Genomic DNA, 16,850 nt, shown 5'->3' with positions numbered 1-16,850 from the left:
CTAATATTAAAATAATAGTAAATTTTTAGGGGGTACGGGGATGTACAAAATAGTAAAAAAGAGGGAATTAACAAATAATATATTCCTTATGGATATTGAGGCTCCAAGAGTTGCTAAGTCAGCAAAACCAGGACAATTTATCATTATTAAAAATGATGATAAAGGAGAAAGAATTCCTTTAACAATAGCTGATTATGACTCTGAAAAGGGAACAGTATCTATAGTTTTTCAAACTGTAGGAGAAGGTACTAAACAACTAGCAGGTTTTGAAGAAGGAGATTATGTATGTGATTTCGTTGGACCTTTAGGACAACCTAGTGAATTTGTACATGAAAATTTAGAAGATCTTAAGAGAAAGAACATAATCTTTATAGCAGGGGGAGTTGGTGCTGCACCTGTATATCCACAAGTAAAGTGGATGCATCAAAATGGAATTAATTGTGATGTTATAGTAGGAAGTAGAACAAAGGATTTACTTATTCTAGAAGAAGAAATGAAGAATGTTGCAGGAAATCTTTATGTTTCAACAGATGACGGTTCATATGGATTTAACGGAAGAGTTACTGATTGTTTAAAAGAACTAGTAGAAGTTAAAGGAAATAAATATGATCATGCTGTAGTTATTGGACCTATGATAATGATGAAATTTATGTCAATGTTAACAAAAGAGTTAGATATTCCTACAACGGTAAGTTTAAATCCAATTATGGTAGATGGAACAGGTATGTGTGGTGCATGTAGAGTAACTGTAGGTGGAAAGGTTAAGTTTGCATGTGTTGATGGTCCAGAATTTGATGGACATTTAGTAGATTTTGATGAGTCAATGAGAAGACAAACTATGTATAAGACAGAAGAAGGAAAGGCTCAATTAAGAATAGAAGAAGGGGATACTCATAGCCATGGTGGTTGTGGATGTAAGGAGGAATAGTTATGAATATGCAAGATAGAATGAAAAAGACCCCTGTTGCAGAACAAGCACCTGAGGTTAGAGCTAAGAATTTTGAAGAAGTTTGTTTAGGTTATAATGAAGAAGAAGCAGTTAAAGAGGCAAATAGATGTTTAGGTTGTAAGAATCCTAAATGTGTAGAAGGATGCCCAGTTTCTATAGATATACCAGGATTTATTTCATGTCTTAAAACTGGAGAATTTGAATTAGCAGCTAAAGATATTGCTAAATATAGTGCTTTACCAGCAGTTTGTGGAAGAGTATGTCCTCAAGAAAGTCAATGTGAAGGTAAATGTGTACTTGGAATAAAAGGTGAACCAGTTTCAATTGGTAAATTAGAAAGATTTACAGCAGATTGGTCAAGAAAAAATAAAGTTGATTTATCAGAAAGAGAACCTCTTAAGGGGAAAAAAGTGGCTGTTATAGGAAGTGGTCCTGCAGGGTTAACTTGTGCAGGAGAACTTGCTAAAAAGGGTTATGAAGTTACTATATTTGAAGCTTTACATGAAGCTGGTGGAGTTTTAGTATATGGAATCCCAGAATTTAGATTACCAAAAGAAGAAGTTGTTAAAGCTGAAATTGAAAATATAAAAAGCTTAGGCGTAAAAATAGAAACTAACGTTATAATAGGTAGAACTATTACAATTGATGAGTTAATAGAAGAGGAAAAGTTTAGTGCTGTATTTATAGGATCAGGAGCAGGTCTTCCTAAATTTATGGGAATATCAGGAGAAAATGCAAATGGTGTATTTTCAGCAAATGAATTCTTAACAAGAGTAAATTTAATGAAAGCATTTAAAGAAGAATACCATACTCCAGTTAAGCTTGGAAAGAAAGTAGCTGTTGTTGGTGGAGGAAATGTAGCAATGGATGCTGCTAGAACTGCTTTAAGATTAGGTTCAGAAACTCATATAGTTTACAGAAGAAGTGAATCAGAACTTCCAGCAAGATTAGAAGAAATACATCACGCAAAAGAAGAAGGAATAATCTTTGATGTATTAACAAACCCAACAGAAATATTAGTAGATGAAAATGGTTGGGTTAAAGGAATGAAATGTGTTGAAATGGAACTTGGAGAACCAGATGAATCAGGAAGAAGAAAACCTGTAGTTAAGAAAAACTCTGAGTTTGTAATGGATGTAGATACAGTAATAATGTCTCTTGGTACTTCACCAAATCCATTAATTTCTTCAACAACTAAAGGATTAGATATAAATAAATGGAAATGTATTGTTGCAGATGAAGATGGATTAACAACTAAAGAAGGTGTTTATGCAGGTGGAGATGCTGTAACAGGAGCTGCTACAGTTATACTTGCAATGGGAGCTGGAAAGAAGGCAGCAGCAGCAATAAATGAATATTTAACTGGAAAATAGTATTATAAATAATAAAAAAGTTGTGTTTAAATTGTAGACACAACTTTTTTTATACAGTAAAAATATTACATATATTACCTTTTATGATATAATAAATAAAAGTATATAAAGGGGCTGTTTATTATGGATAATCACAAAATTAAAACCTTAATGAAATGTGGCTTAATTGGAATTACTTTGGTAGGAGCTATAGTAGTTATTTCATTACTTTTAGAAAGAACTACAAATTTAACATTTAAAGATGGTATTCTAATTTTAGGAATAGTATCAGTTATTATAGGAGGGTTTTCATCAATAAGCGGGGATTCTAGAGGCTTTAATTTACAACCATTAGGAAATGTTAATGCACAATATGTAACAAATGCAAATTTAGAGGTTGAGAAAAAGGAAATAGAAAGAGGTAAGAAACCTATTAAATTTGATAATAGTATTATATTAGCTGGAATTATTTTTGGAGGAATTCTATCAATAATCTTATTTTTTATAATTTAAATATAACAACAGTTTTTATATTTAATAGAATATTATTATTTAAAAGCTTTAAACTAAGAAGTAAAATAGGTACAATATATTTATAATATCAGAAGAAAGAGAGGATTTAAAATGTATTTATCTAAATTTACTGATTATGCATTTAGGGCATTAATATATTTGGCGATAAATAGAAATAAATTATACACAGTAGAGGAAATAGCAAAAGAGTTAGAAATATCAGAACATCATTTAAAAAAGATTATGAATAAATTAGCAAAAACTCAATATATAACTTCTGTAAAGGGAAGAACTGGCGGGTTAAAGCTTGGATTAGAACCAAAGGATATTAATCTTGGTGATGTTTTGAAAAATACTGAGGATAATTTAAATATTGCTGAATGTTTTAATAAAGGAGATACTTGTCCTTTCATAGAGGGTGGATGTAAGTTAAAGGGAATAATGAATAAATCTTTAATTGCATTTATAGAGGAATTTTCAAAATATACATTGGAAGATATACTATAAATTAAAAATAAAAGAGGCTATGGCACAAAAAATCTAAATACAATATTTTAGTTTGTTTAAACGATACAAATTGTATTTAGATTTTAATGGCATAGTCTCTATTTTTAAGTAGCAATTAAGTTTATATAAACTTAAAAATGTGTAAGCATTAATTAGTATTGTAAAAGAAAATTATTTTATACTTATTATATTAAAACTAGTATTTTTATTAGTCCACCCTAAATCAAATGGAACTTTATATTTATCAATTGAGTTTGAATTAACTAAAGGATAACCTTTAGAATCAAAATCAGTAATAATTGCACTATGCTCAATGGAGTCGTAAATATTGTAAGTTATTAAATCACCCTGCATTATATTTAGCTCCTCACTATTTAAAGCCTTTAGAATATTTTCTAGTGAACCACTTAAAACAATACTTCCTTTTTTACTATCAAGTAAGTAATTAACTAGCTTACTTGAGCTAACCCAAGCATCACTAGCAACAACTCCTTTTGATTCATTATAATTATAATTCCAAAGATTATCTTGAGGTAACTTTCCACCAGCTATATTATCAGATAAGCATTGGGAAACAAAGTTTGTGCAGTTACCACAACTTGAAATACAAGTATAATAGTTTGGGTTATATCTAGAGTCAGTAGAATTTGCGAAAGAAATACCACAATATTTATTTGCATATTCAACTGCTGATTTTCTATCATAATCAGTACTGTTTTCTAATGAGTTATTTTTAAATTTATAATTAATATCATATGTTTTGAACTTAGTAATAGGTAACTCCTTTTCTTTTAGTGTAAATTTATAATCATTTAAGCCTTCTTGAAAACAATCTAAATAATAATCTTTTATAATTGCGTAAGAGTTTCCAAGTTTTTCAAGATCAATTGTATGAAAAATAGAAAATCCAAAATCGTTATTTATATTAGGTAAATCATTATAAAAGTAACTAAATTTATATTCCTCACGAAGTGTTAATTTATAAATGTTATCTTTATTTTTTAAAGAAATAATATGAGGATAAGATTCTATTTTAGAAAAAGAAACATCTCTTTCGCTTGCCCAATCTCTAAGATAAGATATTCTTTTGAATTCATGGGATAAAGAATATTTTCCATATAGTTGAGTAATATCATAGTACTTATATAAATTCTCAACATTACCAGTTGAAAAAGAGGAGTTTCTTGTGGAAAATAAATCATTTATAAATGGTAATATTGAATCAGATGTATTTTCAGAAACATCTGTTAAAAAGGAACCTACATTAGAGGTTTCTTCAAATTCTAGATTATCTTCAGCTAAATATGAAGGAACCATTTGGATATTTTTTGTTTTTGAAATTGAGTTAAAAAGATTAATAAATAATATTGAGGGTAATAAAAAGTATAAAAGAGATAAAAGAACTTTTGGAAATATTCTATTTCTTAAATTCATAGCAGTTCCTCCTCTAAGATGATTATAAAAATAGTATGTGCATTAGAATTTTAAATATTAGCGATAAAAAAATATTAATATAAAATTAAAATATATAAATAAAATAGTTAGAAGTTAATCTTAAATAAGATATAATTAGTAATATATTATAATAATAATTTTGTGATAAAGGAGAGGTATTTATATGAAAGAAATAAGGTTTGGGCTAATAGGAACTAATTTTATTACTGAATGGTTTATTAATGGTGCTAGAGAGGTGCCTAATGTTAAAATATCAGCAGTTTATTCAAGAACTGAAGAAAGAGCAAAGGAATTTTCAGAAAAGTTTGAAATATATAATGTGTTTACTAATTTGGAGGAAATGGCAAAAAGTAATTTAATTGATGCAGTATATATAGCTTCTCCTAATGCATTGCATGCAGAACAAAGTATATTATTTTTACAAAATAAAAAACATGTATTATGTGAAAAAGCCTTTGCTTCTAATTCATATGAAGTGAATAAAATGATAGATGTAGCAAAAGAAAATAATATGGTTTTAATGGAAGCTATGAAGACAACATCACTTCCTAATTTTAAAGTTATAAAAGATAATCTATATAAAATAGGTAAAGTAAGGAGATATTTTGCAAGTTTTTGTCAATATTCTTCAAGATATGATAAGTATAAAGCAGGAGAAATATTAAATGCATTTAAGCCAGAACTTTCTAATGGTGGGTTAATGGATATAGGTGTTTATTGTATTGCACCAATGGTAAATTTATTTGGTAAACCCAATACTATAAAAGCTACAGGACTTATGCTAAAGTCAGGGGTAGATGGTGAAGGTAGTATTGTATTTGGATATGATGATATGGATGCAACTGTAATATACTCAAAAATTAGTAATTCATATTTACCATCAGAAATTCAAGGAGAAGATGGAAGTATAATAATTGAAAAAATAAATAACTTTAACAAAATAGAGCTTATTTTAAGAACTGGTGAAAAAATAGATTTATCAATAAAGCAAAATGAAGCTAATATGTGTTATGAAGTTGAAGATTTTATAAGATTAATTAAAGAAAATAGTAAAGAAGATTTAGATAAAGCCTTGAAAAATTCAAAGGATGTAATAGATATTATGGATGAAGCGCGCTTACAAATTGGAATTAAGTTTCCGGCAGATTTAAAAGAATAATATAAAATAGGGACCATAATTTGTAAAATAGGGACTGTTAAAGAATTATATTGTAATGTATTATTATCTTATAATATAGATTATTAGCATAATAAAATATAATTTAATAGGCAAATTTAGAGAAATCTAAAGACGCAAAGCTAAAGGGGCTAAGGTTGATAACTATGCCAGCCAGTTGCCAAAAAGTCAGTATATGTCTTTTTGTTATCAGTTGAATTTAAAAAGGTACTTCTTGATAGCAACTACCCTCTAGGGTAGTTTTTTATTTTTATTAAATTTATTGCTAAATCTATAGATAAATTTCAGGAGGTAAAGCATTAAAAATGAATATAAAATTAGAAGTAAAAGCTATGTTAGAGGATGAAAATAATAAAGAACAAATCAAAGATATAAAACCTGAATCATTGAAAGATGAAAACTTAGGTTTAGTTATAGGAAATAATACAAATCTTAAAAAGTTATTAGCATGGAGTAAGTCACTAATAATTTATAACTATACTTTAGAGTCATGGACAGAATTAGAAAAAATTAAAAATATAGCTATGGCTATAATAGAAAATAATCTATCATCACAAGTGGAAATTGATAAGGTATATGAAGAGTTAAATTTAAAAATTAAAGGATTAATTGAAAGAGAAGAGAAAAAGGAGTTAAAGCTATTATTAAATGTAGCAGCTACTAAAATAAAAGAAGAGTATGAAGAAAATAGTTGGGATACATTTGAAAAAATGTTCAGAATATCAACAGAAGTTTATAAAGATATAAATGTAGGAGCCTTAGAAGTAGCTAACTTAAACCGTGGATTTACAATAATAATATCACAATTAGTATATAAAATAGATAAAAGTAAGCTAGAAGAACAAATAGCTAAAGCAGAAAGTTTAAAAAAAGAAAATTATACACAAATGAGCTTTATAGAAGTTGAAAAACAACTAACACATGCTAAATATATACTTAATATAAGTTGTTCAACTCAAAAAATAGTTGATACAATGACTATAGGTTTAGAAAATGCAATAAGATCTTTAGTTAAAAGAAAGTAAAAAATACATATACTTCTATATTACACCTAACTAATATAGAAGATTTAAAAACTATTAAAAAGTAGATATGAATATGTAAATTAAGAGTTACAAATTCATTATCTACTTTTTTATTTCTATATTTTTGAAAAATTCAAGTAAGAAAAAATAGGATGAAATAGCTTTAATTCTCAAGGATTTCCTAGTGTTTGAGAAGTTGACAGAAAAAATTTTATAATATATAATTACTACACAAGAGAAATTACAAAATTGAATAAATTTGCGTTAAACCTATATTTTAACTTGGGGGCGTTTTGGCTTCGACGGGGGTAAGATGGGTTTGATAAGCGGGTCGAGGCAAGCATGGCACCTCGTAAATCAGTTATGCACTAAATGTAAACGCAGAAGACAATTTTGCATTAGCAGCTTAATATAAGCTACTCATCCGCCCAGGCTTCCCACGGCTTGGATAACGGGTGTCATTGAAGTGGGGAACGAAGTTTAGCAAAGCTTTGAGCTAAAGGGGTATTTATGAAGCTAGCAAATTATGAGCCTGTCTGTAGGCGCCATAAGGAGCGAATTCTAATATACAGACTACACTCGTAGAAAGTCAAACTGGTCTGCTTTCGGACACGGGTTCGACACCCGTCGCCTCCACCATGAAAACCTCGACAATACAGAGATGTGTTGTCGAGGTTTTTTATTGTATTTAGAATACCACAGGTTAGACCTGCGGTTCTGGAAAGCTTCGAACGGTGAGTAGAAATAAAAAAAACCAATTGTAAAATTATGGTAGGTTTACCGACCATAACTATAATGCAAGGAGGTATCCAATATAGATAATAGTAATTTAGCACATAGTAAATGGAACTGTAAATATCATATAGTTTTCGCACCAAAGTATAGAAGACAAATAATTTATGGGAAAATAAAAACTGATATAGGAGTAATATTGAGAAAGTTATGTGATGAAAAGGGAATTATAAATGTCAAGTTAATGCTGGTTCTTCCGTATTTTTCCGTATATATGATATAATTAATATATCATATATTTAAGAGGTATTAATAATGTGTAATTCATCAATAGATCTGCAAAACTTTTTTCCAACTAACAAATTAAAAATTACTAATATATTAGAAGATACAAAAGTGATTAAGATAAGTTTAAAATCACAAAGTAATAATTGTATTTGTCCTAAATGCAATATCATATCGAACAAATATCATGGAACATATATAAGAAAAGTTCAGGATTTACCTATATTAGGTAAGCAAGTATTATTAGAAATCAATTCATATGAATATAAATGTAAAAATATTGATTGTTCTAATAAAACTATAGTAGAATCTTTTGATGGTTTTATTAGTTATTATAGCAGAATGACAGAGCGTTTATCTGATTTTTTATGTACCTTAGCTTTGGAAACAAGCTGTGAAGGGGCTGCACGTATAGCTAAAAATATGAATATCAAAGTTAGTGGGGATACAATTATAAAAATATTACTAAAAAAATATGATGAAATGAAAATAAATACTTGTAGCAGTACTGTTGGAATAGATGATTTTGCTTTTAAAAAAAGACATAATTATGGAACTATTATTGTTGATGAAAAAACTCATAAACCAATAGCCATATTAGATGGTAGAGATGGTAAAACTTTATCAACTTGGTTAAAAGATAATAAGCATCTAAAAGTAGTTACACGAGATCGTGCAAGTGCATATGCTAAAGTTATTGAGCAAGAATTGCCGAGCGCTATGCAAATAGCAGATAGATTCCATATACACCAAAATCTATTGCAAGCTATAAAAAAGGCTCTTTACAAAGAAATTCCTTCAACTATAAAAATTGAAAATGATATTAAAACTCAATGTAACTCTGAACAGAATGACCACGGTAAAAAAAATCCTAAAAACTGTGGATAACTTTACAGATGCTGAGCAGATACGCATTAAATTAATATATAAAATCCAAGAAATGAAAAATAATGGATATTCAATTAGTGAAATATCAAGACTCTTAGGTAAAGATAGACGTACCATTAAAAGATACATTCAAGGAGATGTAAATGATTTATGTAAACATCCCAGAAAAAGAAATAACCCATATAAAAATAGAGTAATTAGTTTAATAAATATAGGATATATTGAAAAACAGATTGTAGATATATTGTTATCAGAGGGTTATAAACTTTCAAAAAGCAATGCAAGGCATATGATTCGTAAGGTTGTTAAAGAAAATAATCTAAAGATAAATAAGTATTCTCCTGTTAGTGAAAGTGTTAAAACTAAAAATGGTGCTAGAGATGAAAAATATATTTATCTAAAGAGAAAATATATATTTGATTACTTATGGATGGATTCTGAACTATCTGAAATAGAAAAGAATCATATATATGCTAATTATCCAAAGGTATTTAGTTTGAAAAAGTGTATTATGGAATTTAGAGAACTATTTAAGAAAAAGAATCTTGCATTGTTTTATATATTTATTGAGAAATATATAAATATAGATATTAGTGAATTATCATCTTTAGCGAATGGATTATTAAAAGATATTGAAGCAGTTGAAAATTCTATTTGTAGTGATTTAAGTAATGGATTTGTAGAAGGTACTAATAGTAAATTAAAAATGATAAAAAGAACTATGTATGGAAGATGCAGTAAGAAACTTCTTACAGCAAAACTAATGTTAGCTCCGAACGGATAAATACGGAAGAACCTTAATGCTGTAAGTTTTTGATCATTTAAGAGTGTTGTTTTTAGTTCTCCTCAAAATTAAAATGATCTTTTAATCTATAAGAATTTCCAGTAATAGAAACTACGTGAGCGTGGTGAAGTACCCTATCTAAAATAGCATTAGCTATTATAGGATCACAAAATATTTCATCCCAAGCATTAAAATTTATATTAGTAGTTATAATAGTACTTTTCTTTTCATAACGCATATCTATAAGTTGAAAAAATAGTTTTGAATCTTCTTTATCTATAGGTAAGTATCCTAATTCGTCTATAATCAAAAGCTTGTATTTACTAAAATGCTTAAGCCTTGAATCAAGCCTATTTTCTAAATTAGCTCTTTTTAATTGCTGTAATAAATCATTACATTTAATAAAATATGTGCTACATCTTCGCTTCGCGGCAGCGATACCTATAGAAGTGGACAGGTGAGTCTTTCCAACTCCACTTGTTCCTAAAAATACAATATTCTCTTTTGCTTGTAAGAAGCGTAATGATGCAAAATCTAATATTTGATCTTTATTTATACATGGTTGAAAATTAAAATCAAAGTCTTTAAGTTCTTTAGTGTGGGGAAATGCCCCTACTTTAACCATTGATCTAATCATATTTGCTTCTTTACAATCTATTTCATGAGATGTAAGTTTTATAAGAGTATCAACAAATGATAAATTGTTTTTTGTTGAAAAATCAATAACTTCATCTAAATGATTAACCATTTGCTTTAATTTTAAATACTCTAAATTATTAATTAATTGCATATACGCACTATTAGTTACCATATATTTCTCCTATCACTTTTAAATTATTTTTAGCTATTTCATTCATTTCATATTTAGAATTTTTTAATGTTAAAGAACTAATCTGTAAGTAATGATTATTATGATAATTTAATTTTTGATTTTTAATTTCATGGATAGTAACTAAATTTGTGCTATAATACAAATGTAGTTGATTGTCATATACTTGCAGTTTAAGTTTTTTGCCTATATATTCTGGTGGTACAGAATATTGGTTTGATTTATAAGAAATCATACTTTGGCTATTAACCTTAACACTTGTAGTTATGATGTTGTATTGATTTCTTATTTGTTCTGTTGGAAGCGCAAATAAGAAATCTTTTTCTAAGTGTAGAACAGGAATTTTTCCAGTTGAAGTATGGCATGTCCCATTAATTCTGTTATTAAGTTTTGAAATCAATTCATGTAATTCATCAAAGTTGAGAGTACCATTATAAGCTCTAATCTCATCTAGTAATTTCATTGGTGCTTCTACTTTAGCTTTTGTATTCGGTCTACCTGCTATGCAGGGACGTACTTTAAAACCATAATCATCTGCAAACTGTTGAAATTTATTATTTACCTTTCCGCTTTGATAAGTTGTTCTTGGGTGATCCATAACAGTGGTGTTAGTATAAAGTAGTGGACACATTAAGTCGAACTAAGTAAAATTATATTTAGTTAAGAAAGGATGTGTCCATTATGGGAAGTGGCAAAAGATATGATCAAGAATATAAAAATATGATAGTAGATTTATTTAAATCAGGAATGAGCTTAGCAGAGCTAAGTAGCGAATATGGCATTGCAAAATCAACAATCAACGGCTGGGTTAAAGATGTAAAAGAAGTTAAAATAGATGAAAATGAATCTATGACACTTAAAGAAGTAAAGGCTTTAAAAAAGGAAATGGCAAGGATTAAAGAGGAAAATGAAATATTAAAAAAAGCTATGGCCATATTTGCAACAAGAAATTAAATCAAGTAATACTATTTATAGATAATAATAAAAACAATCATGATATTAAGACTATGTGTACCGTTCTAGGCGTAGCCAGAAGTACATATTATAAATATTTTGATAAAATTAAATCTTCAAGAGCAATAGAAAATGATGCATTAAAAGCAGCGATTACAAGGATATATAAAGCTAATAAAGGAATATATGGTGCTCCTAGGATTCATCATATACTTGGTACAGAAGGCTTTAATGTGTCAATAAAGAGAGTTCAAAGAAAAATGACTGAACTTGGTCTTTGTGCAATAACTGTAAAAAAATATAAGCCTCATTCAAATAAGAAAGTAGTAGAAGATTTAGAAAACGTTTTAAATAGAGATTTTGCAACTACTTCTATTAATGAAAAATGGGTTGGCGATACTACATATATTCATACTATCAAAGATGGTTGGTGCTATTTAGCTTCAGTTCTTGATTTACATTCAAAAAAAATAATTGGCTACGCCTTCGGTAAAAGAATGACTAATGATTTAGTTATTAAAGCTTTAAAAAATGCCTACTACAGCCAAAATCCAGATAAAAATAAAAATTTAATATTTCATACAGATTTAGGCTCTCAATATACTAGTAATGATTTAAAAGAGCTATGTATACAGTTTAATATTATACAATCATTTAGTAAAAAAGGTTGTCCATATGATAATGCTTGTATAGAATCTTTTCATTCTTCAATAAAGAAGGAAGAAATCTATAGAAATACATACCGTACCTTCGAAGAAGCCAATATAGCTATATTTAAATATATTGAAGGCTGGTATAACAGAAAAAGGCTAAACTTTTCTATTAATTACATGACTCCAAATCAATGTGAATTATTAGCTAGAAGTGTAGCATAAAAAAGTTTGACTTTTTGTGTCCAAGATATTGACGTAAGACCAATGCGGTTGGCAAATCGTTCGACGTGCGAGTAGCATAGCCTTATAGGCGTAGAGCAAACCACCCGTTTGACGGGTGGTCCTGATTTTGAGAAATTTAATTAATAGTATAATTTGAGATAATTAGTTCAGGGTAATTTTCACGGCCAGTTTTTTGATTACTTCCGCTATAAGGAATATTTATGTGTCTAATATTAAAATTTGCGAAAAGATATTTAATAAAGTCATCGTCATTTATTGATAACAGAAACTTTCCTTTTATATTTTTACATAGATTACTTAAATCAGTATAATCTTCGTCTGTAAATTTTCCAACAGGATAAGATGAACGAGAGGTATTTCTATAAGGTGGATCTAGGTAAAAAAAGGTGTTTTCAGTATCATAGTATGATATTATTTCTCTAAAATCTTTACATTCAATAGTTACTTTTAATAGACGGTTATGGGCTTGGGCAATATCGTTTGAAAGCTTGTCTAATCTTAGGCGACTTACTCCTTTTGATTTACCAAAACCACACCCACCGCCATCTGGTAAACTTGCACCTGTTCCAGCTTTTAATAGATAATAAAGAATATGAGCTTTATTAACATTATCAATATAAGATTTATTTTTATAAATTTCCTTATAATTATTAAATATAGAACGACTAATTACTTCATATTTAAAACTATCAATAAATTCTTTCTCTTTTTCTTTAAGTACAACCCAAAGATTACTGAGATTTTCATCCAAATCATTAATTACTTCCCATTTAGAAGGGGTCTTTGCAAACAATAACCAACCGGCACCACCAAAAACTTCAACATAACCTTCATGAGAAGGAATTAAAGGTATAAGGTATTTTAGAGATTTAGATTTTCCACCAACCCATTTTATTGGGCTACGCATATTTATCACCAATAGAATTATTTTATCTATAAAATATATTAAAAAATAAATATAATTATGATTAAATGGAATAATAAGTATATATTTTCTTGGAGAGTGAAACTAAATGATAGATGATATAATACAAATATTTAAAGATAATCAAAATAAAAGAATGACTTATACAGAGGTATTTAATGCTTTAAATGAAAGAAAGTTTAATTGGGGACCAAATATAAAAGGTTCAATAGGTCATAAAAATATGGTATCAAGAGAATTATCACAAAGGCATAGGGATAAATTTGAAATAGATAAAAGTTTTAGACCACAAAAATATAGATTAAAAGATTTTAATAATAAAGAAATTGAAAGTGAAGTTTCTGTTGATTTAGATATAAATTATGATTTAAGTGATAGAGAAGATGAAATAGATGAGTTTATAATAGATATGGATAATTTAGAGTTTGAGGAATATGATAGCCCTCATGGTTTAGAAATAAGAGAATCATCTGTTAAAAGAAAAGAAAAAGGTAGAAAAATTAATTATTATAAAAAAAGTAAGAGAAATAAGAGTAAAGGAGATATGGGTGAAGAAGCTATTGTTTTACTTGAGAAAAATAAGTTGATTAAGTTAGGGAGAGAGGATTTAAGTGAACAAGTTGAATGGATAGCTAAAGATAAGGGCGATGGATTGGGATATGATATTATTTCATGGAATATTGAAAATTGAGATTGGAAGAAGATATATATAGAAGTTAAAACAACTGAGGGAGATATAAACACTCCTTTTGATATAAGTGATAATGAGGTCAGAGTATCTGAGGAGTTTGCAGATAATTATTATATTTATAGAGTTTTTGGAATAGAAAGTGTGATATGTAGAATAAAGTATTATAGAATGAAAGGTGCTGTTAAAGATAACTTTAATTTAATTCCTATTTTATATAAAGCATATGTTAAAACTAATGAGATATAATTGATTATATGAAGAATTTTTAGACTTGATAAATAAATTTAAAAAGAAATAGTAATTAAACTGATACCTATATACTGGACACTTATAAAAAAGTGTTTAAGTCTATAGGTATTTTTTATATAATTAAAAGAACAAATTGGAGGTAGCTAATGAGTAAGATTTTATTTACAGAAGAAGATATTGAGAAATTGAATAAGAATAAAAATGTAGCTAGAGCTAGTAAAAAATCTATAACTTATACATTTGAATTTAAAAGATTGTTTATAGATGAATATATTGCTGGAAAATTACCACGAGACATTTTCATTGAAAATGGATTCGATATAGCAATGATTGGAATCAAAAGAGTTGAACAGGATGTTTTTATAGTGGTCTTATATCAATATATTGGATATAAGACCACTATTTTTTTATGATTATATTTTTTATATATAAAAATTTCATTAAATATATAAATATTTAAATTTTATATGAACAAATTTTAAATGAATGATTTACAAATGCTAAGAAGATATTTATAATAGATATGTTTGTAATTATGGGGAAAAATGTCTAATCCATATTTAAATTATTATAATTTGTAAAGTATAATTATAAATTTTGGTTAAAGATAATTCGAAAAACAATTTACTAAAAATAAAATGTATTTATTATAGTGTATATTGAACATAATAATATCAAACTTATACTATTAAAAAAAGGAGCATGAAAATGAAGTATATTATTGGAGTCGTAGGATTAGTTGTTGTTTTAGCCCTTGCATGGATTGGAAGTAGTGATAAGAAAAATATAAAATATAAACCAATTATTATAATGATTATTTTACAATTCATATTGGGGTTTGCCTTATTGAACACTGAACTTGGAAACTATTTAGTAAGTAGTATAGCAAATGGTTTTGAAGTGTTGCTTAAGTGTGCAGGAGAAGGAGTAAATTTTGTATTTGGTGGGTTAGTTAATAATGAACAATTTTCATTTTTCATTAGTGTTCTTCTACCAATAGTCGTTATTTCCGCTTTAATTGGTATTCTACAATATTTCAAGATACTTCCTGTTGTAGTTAGATATATAGGGTTAGTTTTAAGTAAAATTAATGGTATGGGTAAATTAGAGTCTTATAATGCAGTAGCATCAGCTATATTAGGTCAATCAGAAGTGTTTATTTCAGTAAAAAAGCAACTTGGTTTATTACCTAAACATAGATTATATACTCTTTGTGCATCAGCTATGTCAACAGTATCTATGTCTATAGTTGGTTCTTATATGGTTCTTTTAGAACCTAGATATGTTGTAACAGCGCTTATTTTAAATTTATTTGGTGGATTTATTATAGCATCAATTATAAATCCATATACTGTAACAGCAGAAGAAGATATTGTAGTAGTTGGTGAAGAGAAGAAACAAACATTTTTTGAAGTCCTTGGTGAATATATTTTAGATGGATTTAAAGTAGCTGTTATAGTATCAGCTATGTTAATTGGATTTGTAGCAATAATTGCTATAATTAATATGTTATTCAAGGGGATTTTTGGAATTACATTCCAAGAAATATTGGGATATGTATTCTCTCCATTTGCATTTTTAATGGGAATATCTTTAGAGGAATCAATACAAGCTGCAAGTGTAATGGCAACTAAATTAGTATCTAATGAATTTGTGGCAATGAATTTATTATCAAGTGGAAGTATACATTTATCAGCAAGATCAATTGGTATTGTTTCTGTATTCTTAATTTCTTTTGCAAATTTCTCATCCATTGGAATTATTTCAGGGGCAGTAAAGGGACTTAATGAAGAACAAGGAAATGTAGTTGCACGTTTTGGATTAAAGCTACTATATGGAGCAACATTAGTAAGTATGTTAACAGCAACTATTGTTGGATTGATAATATAAATAATAAAAAATTAAATATTTAAATTTATTGTATAAAAACAATATAATATTAAAAAAACAGTGATAGTATTTGAAAATATTATCACTGTTTTTTATAGATAAATAGTATCTTTCATATATGATAAGTTTAAGGCTGGAAATAAGTAATTTTATTTATAATATTAACTATTTCTTTAGGAGATTCATTTAAATCATTTTCTAGCCATGTTTGAATAACAGAAACTACTCCCCCTATAGCATATTTTATAAAATAATCTAAAAAGACAGCATCAACTTTTGAATTGTTAACAAGCTTATCAATTTGAGTTTTATTTGCTACATATATAATACGATCCATAATATTATTTTCCATATGTTTACTAAATAATATTTTGCACAATTCTTTATTTTCTTCAATTAACTCAAGTGCTTTAAGTAATAACACATCTTTATAATCTTGAGCTGGGGTTTCATCAATATATTCAGAAATTTGATTAAATAGTTCGTCTTCTATTGATTTAAGTAGGTCATAGGCATCTTTATAATGAGCATAAAAGGTTCCTCTATTAATATCTGACTTTTTACAGATATCAGTAACAGTAATTTCATGAATTCTTTTATGTTGAAGTAAATCAATTAGACTTTCTTTTATTATTTTTTTAGTATATAAAGTTCTTCTATTTCCTTTAATACCTGTCATTTAACTCATCCTTTTTAAATATTTATAAAAATTAATTATATGTTAATAAATAGACAAAAATAACTAAAAT

16 protein-coding genes, 1 other RNA gene, 3 pseudogenes and 1 riboswitch are annotated in these 16,850 nt (G+C 27.5%); of the genes and pseudogenes, 15 read left to right on the top strand and 5 right to left on the bottom strand.

Annotated elements, in window-relative coordinates; genetic code table 11:
- Nucleotides 1-40: 40 nt before the first annotated feature.
- From ACYQ1T_RS02190 to ACYQ1T_RS02175, 4 genes are all read left to right on the top strand, one after another.
- A complete protein-coding gene (locus ACYQ1T_RS02190; RefSeq protein WP_459831199.1) occupies nucleotides 41-928 on the top strand; it encodes a sulfide/dihydroorotate dehydrogenase-like FAD/NAD-binding protein in 888 nt (295 codons plus the stop codon).
- A gap of 2 nt (nucleotides 929-930) precedes the next feature.
- Nucleotides 931-2,322, top strand: a complete 1,392-nt coding sequence (gene gltA / locus ACYQ1T_RS02185) for an NADPH-dependent glutamate synthase (protein ID WP_459831198.1) — start codon at nucleotides 931-933, stop codon at nucleotides 2,320-2,322.
- Between the two features lie 123 nt (nucleotides 2,323-2,445).
- The gene (locus tag ACYQ1T_RS02180; protein ID WP_459831197.1) at nucleotides 2,446-2,814 is read left to right on the top strand and encodes a hypothetical protein; all 369 of its coding nucleotides are present in this window, start codon (nucleotides 2,446-2,448) and stop codon (nucleotides 2,812-2,814) included.
- 111 nt (nucleotides 2,815-2,925) lie between these two features.
- The gene (locus tag ACYQ1T_RS02175) at nucleotides 2,926-3,321 is read left to right on the top strand and encodes an RrF2 family transcriptional regulator (protein ID WP_459831195.1); all 396 of its coding nucleotides are present in this window, start codon (nucleotides 2,926-2,928) and stop codon (nucleotides 3,319-3,321) included.
- Nucleotides 3,322-3,492: 171 nt separating this feature from the next.
- Here ACYQ1T_RS02175 and ACYQ1T_RS02170 read toward each other — a convergent pair whose 3' ends face one another.
- On the bottom strand, nucleotides 3,493-4,755 hold the full coding sequence (locus ACYQ1T_RS02170; RefSeq protein ID WP_459831194.1) for an amidase domain-containing protein: 1,263 nt from the start codon (nucleotides 4,753-4,755) through the stop codon (nucleotides 3,493-3,495).
- Between the two features lie 184 nt (nucleotides 4,756-4,939).
- Here ACYQ1T_RS02170 and ACYQ1T_RS02165 point away from each other — a divergent pair, with 184 nt between their 5' ends.
- The 6 genes and pseudogenes from ACYQ1T_RS02165 (at nucleotide 4,940) to ACYQ1T_RS02140 (ending at nucleotide 9,667) form a co-directional block, all read left to right on the top strand.
- The gene (locus ACYQ1T_RS02165) at nucleotides 4,940-5,935 is read left to right on the top strand and encodes a Gfo/Idh/MocA family protein (protein WP_459831193.1); all 996 of its coding nucleotides are present in this window, start codon (nucleotides 4,940-4,942) and stop codon (nucleotides 5,933-5,935) included.
- Between the two features lie 99 nt (nucleotides 5,936-6,034).
- Nucleotides 6,035-6,118, top strand: a riboswitch (cyclic di-GMP riboswitch).
- A 140-nt stretch (nucleotides 6,119-6,258) separates the two neighbouring features.
- Nucleotides 6,259-6,978 (top strand): hypothetical protein, encoded by a 720-nt coding sequence (locus ACYQ1T_RS02160; protein ID WP_459831192.1) that lies wholly within the window; start codon nucleotides 6,259-6,261, stop codon nucleotides 6,976-6,978.
- A gap of 284 nt (nucleotides 6,979-7,262) precedes the next feature.
- Nucleotides 7,263-7,617: a transfer-messenger RNA gene (ssrA, locus tag ACYQ1T_RS02155) on the top strand.
- A 175-nt stretch (nucleotides 7,618-7,792) separates the two neighbouring features.
- Nucleotides 7,793-7,939 (top strand): annotated as a pseudogene (locus tag ACYQ1T_RS02150) (transposase); the annotation flags it as partial.
- Between the two features lie 86 nt (nucleotides 7,940-8,025).
- Complete coding sequence (locus ACYQ1T_RS02145) at nucleotides 8,026-8,883, top strand: ISL3 family transposase (protein WP_459830629.1); 858 nt, start codon at nucleotides 8,026-8,028, stop codon at nucleotides 8,881-8,883.
- Nucleotides 8,876-9,667, top strand: a complete 792-nt coding sequence (locus tag ACYQ1T_RS02140) for a transposase (RefSeq protein ID WP_459831190.1) — start codon at nucleotides 8,876-8,878, stop codon at nucleotides 9,665-9,667. The genes ACYQ1T_RS02145 and ACYQ1T_RS02140 overlap by 8 nt, the downstream gene beginning before the upstream one ends.
- A 52-nt stretch (nucleotides 9,668-9,719) precedes the next feature.
- Here the strand turns inward: ACYQ1T_RS02140 and istB are convergent, their stop codons facing one another.
- Nucleotides 9,720-10,478 (bottom strand): IS21-like element helper ATPase IstB, encoded by a 759-nt coding sequence (istB, locus tag ACYQ1T_RS02135; RefSeq protein ID WP_459831189.1) that lies wholly within the window; start codon nucleotides 10,476-10,478, stop codon nucleotides 9,720-9,722.
- Nucleotides 10,472-11,100, bottom strand: a pseudogene (locus ACYQ1T_RS02130) (Mu transposase domain-containing protein); the annotation flags it as partial. The pseudogene ACYQ1T_RS02130 and the gene istB, both read right to left, overlap by 7 nt.
- A gap of 77 nt (nucleotides 11,101-11,177) precedes the next feature.
- Between ACYQ1T_RS02130 and ACYQ1T_RS02125 the strand changes: the two are divergent.
- Nucleotides 11,178-12,325: pseudogene (locus tag ACYQ1T_RS02125) on the top strand (IS3 family transposase).
- 136 nt (nucleotides 12,326-12,461) lie between these two features.
- Here the strand turns inward: ACYQ1T_RS02125 and ACYQ1T_RS02120 are convergent.
- Nucleotides 12,462-13,253, bottom strand: coding sequence for a DNA adenine methylase (locus ACYQ1T_RS02120; protein WP_459831188.1), 792 nt, complete (start codon nucleotides 13,251-13,253; stop codon nucleotides 12,462-12,464).
- Between the two features lie 106 nt (nucleotides 13,254-13,359).
- Between ACYQ1T_RS02120 and ACYQ1T_RS02115 the strand changes: the two genes are divergently transcribed.
- The 4 genes from ACYQ1T_RS02115 to ACYQ1T_RS02100 all read left to right on the top strand — a co-directional run bounded on the left by ACYQ1T_RS02115 (nucleotide 13,360) and on the right by ACYQ1T_RS02100 (nucleotide 16,101).
- Entirely contained in the window at nucleotides 13,360-13,962 is a 603-nt protein-coding gene (locus tag ACYQ1T_RS02115) for a hypothetical protein (protein WP_459831186.1), read from the top strand.
- A gap of 12 nt (nucleotides 13,963-13,974) precedes the next feature.
- On the top strand, nucleotides 13,975-14,208 hold the full coding sequence (locus ACYQ1T_RS02110) for a protein NO VEIN domain-containing protein (protein ID WP_459836432.1): 234 nt from the start codon (nucleotides 13,975-13,977) through the stop codon (nucleotides 14,206-14,208).
- Between the two features lie 149 nt (nucleotides 14,209-14,357).
- Nucleotides 14,358-14,624 (top strand): HTH domain-containing protein, encoded by a 267-nt coding sequence (locus ACYQ1T_RS02105; protein WP_459831185.1) that lies wholly within the window; start codon nucleotides 14,358-14,360, stop codon nucleotides 14,622-14,624.
- Between the two features lie 295 nt (nucleotides 14,625-14,919).
- Complete coding sequence (locus ACYQ1T_RS02100) at nucleotides 14,920-16,101, top strand: NupC/NupG family nucleoside CNT transporter (protein WP_459831183.1); 1,182 nt, start codon at nucleotides 14,920-14,922, stop codon at nucleotides 16,099-16,101.
- A 127-nt stretch (nucleotides 16,102-16,228) separates the two neighbouring features.
- On the opposite strand, the gene ACYQ1T_RS02095 is transcribed toward ACYQ1T_RS02100, so the two are convergent.
- On the bottom strand, nucleotides 16,229-16,780 hold the full coding sequence (locus ACYQ1T_RS02095) for a TetR/AcrR family transcriptional regulator (RefSeq protein WP_459831181.1): 552 nt from the start codon (nucleotides 16,778-16,780) through the stop codon (nucleotides 16,229-16,231).
- Nucleotides 16,781-16,850 lie beyond the last annotated feature (70 nt).

It is taken from the genome of Clostridium carnis (assembly GCF_054657435.1).
The sequence above is the reverse complement of the archived record's forward strand: the minus strand, read 5'-3'. Positions and strand labels throughout refer to the sequence as shown.

Coding starts and splice junctions, on each gene's coding strand:
- ACYQ1T_RS02190 (WP_459831199.1), top strand. CDS start 41: ATGTACAAAATAGTAAAAAAGAGGGAATTAACAAATAATATATTCCTT.
- gltA (WP_459831198.1), top strand. CDS start 931: ATGAATATGCAAGATAGAATGAAAAAGACCCCTGTTGCAGAACAAGCA.
- ACYQ1T_RS02180 (WP_459831197.1), top strand. CDS start 2,446: ATGGATAATCACAAAATTAAAACCTTAATGAAATGTGGCTTAATTGGA.
- ACYQ1T_RS02175 (WP_459831195.1), top strand. CDS start 2,926: ATGTATTTATCTAAATTTACTGATTATGCATTTAGGGCATTAATATAT.
- ACYQ1T_RS02170 (WP_459831194.1), bottom strand. CDS start 4,755: ATGAATTTAAGAAATAGAATATTTCCAAAAGTTCTTTTATCTCTTTTA.
- ACYQ1T_RS02165 (WP_459831193.1), top strand. CDS start 4,940: ATGAAAGAAATAAGGTTTGGGCTAATAGGAACTAATTTTATTACTGAA.
- ACYQ1T_RS02160 (WP_459831192.1), top strand. CDS start 6,259: ATGAATATAAAATTAGAAGTAAAAGCTATGTTAGAGGATGAAAATAAT.
- ACYQ1T_RS02145 (WP_459830629.1), top strand. CDS start 8,026: ATGTGTAATTCATCAATAGATCTGCAAAACTTTTTTCCAACTAACAAA.
- istB (WP_459831189.1), bottom strand. CDS start 10,478: ATGGTAACTAATAGTGCGTATATGCAATTAATTAATAATTTAGAGTAT.
- ACYQ1T_RS02120 (WP_459831188.1), bottom strand. CDS start 13,253: ATGCGTAGCCCAATAAAATGGGTTGGTGGAAAATCTAAATCTCTAAAA.
- ACYQ1T_RS02115 (WP_459831186.1), top strand. CDS start 13,360: ATGATAGATGATATAATACAAATATTTAAAGATAATCAAAATAAAAGA.
- ACYQ1T_RS02105 (WP_459831185.1), top strand. CDS start 14,358: ATGAGTAAGATTTTATTTACAGAAGAAGATATTGAGAAATTGAATAAG.
- ACYQ1T_RS02100 (WP_459831183.1), top strand. CDS start 14,920: ATGAAGTATATTATTGGAGTCGTAGGATTAGTTGTTGTTTTAGCCCTT.
- ACYQ1T_RS02095 (WP_459831181.1), bottom strand. CDS start 16,780: ATGACAGGTATTAAAGGAAATAGAAGAACTTTATATACTAAAAAAATA.